Genomic DNA, 2,503 nt, shown 5'->3' with positions numbered 1-2,503 from the left:
TTGTTATTTCATTAGAATATTCAAATCTTTACAATTCACCATCTCATTCCGAAACACTTCTCTATTATAGCAAATTTCTTGCCAAATTTGAACACCCAAAGTACAAGTTTCACTATTGCTCGAAATAACTCACTTAAAAAAAACATGAGCAAAGATGCTCATGTTTTAAGCCGATTCAATTAATTTTAATAAAGCTTCTCCTGAAATAGGTTTTGAGAAGTAATATCCCTGATAAAAGTCACAATTTCTAGATTTAAGCCACTCTAATTGACTTACATCCTCAACGCCCTCTGCCACAACTTTAATGTTTGTTCGATGTGAAAAATCAATCATCATCTCAACTAAGTTTTCATATTTTTTGTCTAGGAAGATCTGATCAATGAACTTTTTGTCGATCTTAATTACGGATATAGGCATAATACCAATATGACTTAAGGACGAATAGCCCGTGCCAAAATCATCCAGATGTATTTCTATGTTGCCTTTAGACAAAAGCGATAAAGTCTCAATTACCTCTTCGTAACTATCCGAAATTGTGCTCTCAGTAACCTCTATTTGAATTTGTGTGGGATCAATTTCATACGACTTTAAGACTGAAAATACCTTGTCTGCATATTGAGGATTTAAAATTTCAATAATCGAGGCATTTATGGCAAATGGAATACGCCTTCCTTTAATTAATTCCAAAGCCTTAATCATCTTGCATACTGAATTTAAGACAAAATCACCAATTTCACCTATTACGCCATTTGTCTCAGCAAGTGGTATAAAGCGATAAGGTGCAATATCACCAAACTCACTGTTATGCCATCTTAACAAGGCCTCTGCGCTTTTAATTTGACCATTTGCATCAAACTTAGGTTGATAAACCACATAGAACTCTTCATTTTTAATTGCTTTTTTTAAATTTGTTACTAAAAATGTCTGAATTTGCAGTTTCTCATAATATGAATTTTGGAACCATATTATTCTATTCACACTGGCAAACTCACTGGACATCAGCATAGCCGCTTCAGCATACTCCACCCAGAGCTCTGGTGCAATATTGTCTTTATCTAGTTTTACTGCACCAGCGTATAAGTCAACCGTTAAGCCAAATGTATTAACCAATTTATTTTTTAGAAAGCTTTCATTGAGGGCTATAAACACTTCATTAAGCGCATCTTCACTGACCACCTGAGATATCATAAGACCATAACGGCCAGTTCCAAGACTGTAAATTTCGCTGGTGGTATAGGCTTCAAAATGTCTTTGAAGTTCTGCACCTATGGTAAAATGAAGGATTTCAAACATGGTATTTCCAATAGTATGATTTAACTTATTTCGATCCAGAATTTCAAGGACCACTAGTGCTTTTGATTGATTTATTTTATATTCTCTTATGGCTTTATAAAGATGCTCTTTATTACTAAAGCCTGTTTGACTTTCATGGTATGCCAAGAATTCAATCTTTTCTTGATAGCGTACCATTTCATCGTAATTGGATTTCAAAGTCTCTTCTGAGGCAAGAACTTCTTCATAAAGGGCTTGAATTTCAACTTTTTGCTCATAAAGTTCCGTTTTTTGGGCTTCGAGTGACTCGATTAATTTTATCTCATTCATCTCTCGCTTTACCAAATCAAACATTGCAGAGACTATAATGGCCGTCAATAAAACAATTGAAACTGGATTTTTAATGGCAATAAGGTAATCTAAGTTTGCACGCCCTATCTTACTTGCAACCATGAGCACTGAGATTGACATGAATACAGACAAGAAGGAGTAGGTCCAAAAGTTTTCATGGATATTATATTTTTTAAAGAAAAACTTTCCCGTTCTAAAGAGCGTAATACTGACCCCAAACAAAATAAGAAGGATATGATAGGACATACCATCCAGCGCATGCTTGGTTATGGTTGCTGCAATTGCCACGATTAAACCAGGTCCAATCCCCCAAATGAAGGCAGTGAACCCCGCCAATAAAAACTTGCCATCCGGTATACCATTATAGCTCACGATCTTTATAACATAAATCTGAAATGAGGTTATAATTGCTAGAAGACTGCCAATATAATAATTTTTGAACTTTATAGAACGATGACCAACAAATATCATGATGGCATAATAAGCCAAGAGAAAGACTAAACCATAACTCATAAGCAATTTGAACATAAACTCTAAATATTCTTCCATTAAAGCCTCCACAACTCAGAAATACACAGTATGCATAATATACCCTTTTATGGTTTTTATATTCAATCAACATCTGGCGAGCAAGCCTTTGGGACATTAAAAGATTAATTGATAATTAAAATACTGCTATTAATATAATAACATAAAAAAGTGCCTTGGATTATGGAAAACTTGAATAAGTTTTTCACAACCAAAGCACTTCTAGTACATTCCTAATTTAATTTTATCTATGTCCTTTTTCATACGCAGTACCAACTGCTTTTGGCGCAACAGCTCTTCCAATAAAACCTGAAAGAACAATAATCGTTGCTATATAAGGTAACATTTGAAG

1 protein-coding gene is annotated in these 2,503 nt (G+C 34.2%); it reads right to left on the bottom strand.

All coding sequences use genetic code 11. The annotated features are described in order from the left end of the window. Nucleotides 1-165: 165 nt before the first annotated feature. Entirely contained in the window at nt 166-2,172 is a 2,007-nt protein-coding gene (locus tag AC220I_RS21270; protein ID WP_486725877.1) for an EAL domain-containing protein, read from the bottom strand. Nucleotides 2,173-2,503: the final 331 nt, after the last annotated feature.

It is taken from the genome of Fusibacter sp., assembly GCF_057447755.1.
The sequence above is the reverse complement of the archived record's forward strand: the minus strand, read 5'-3'. Positions and strand labels throughout refer to the sequence as shown.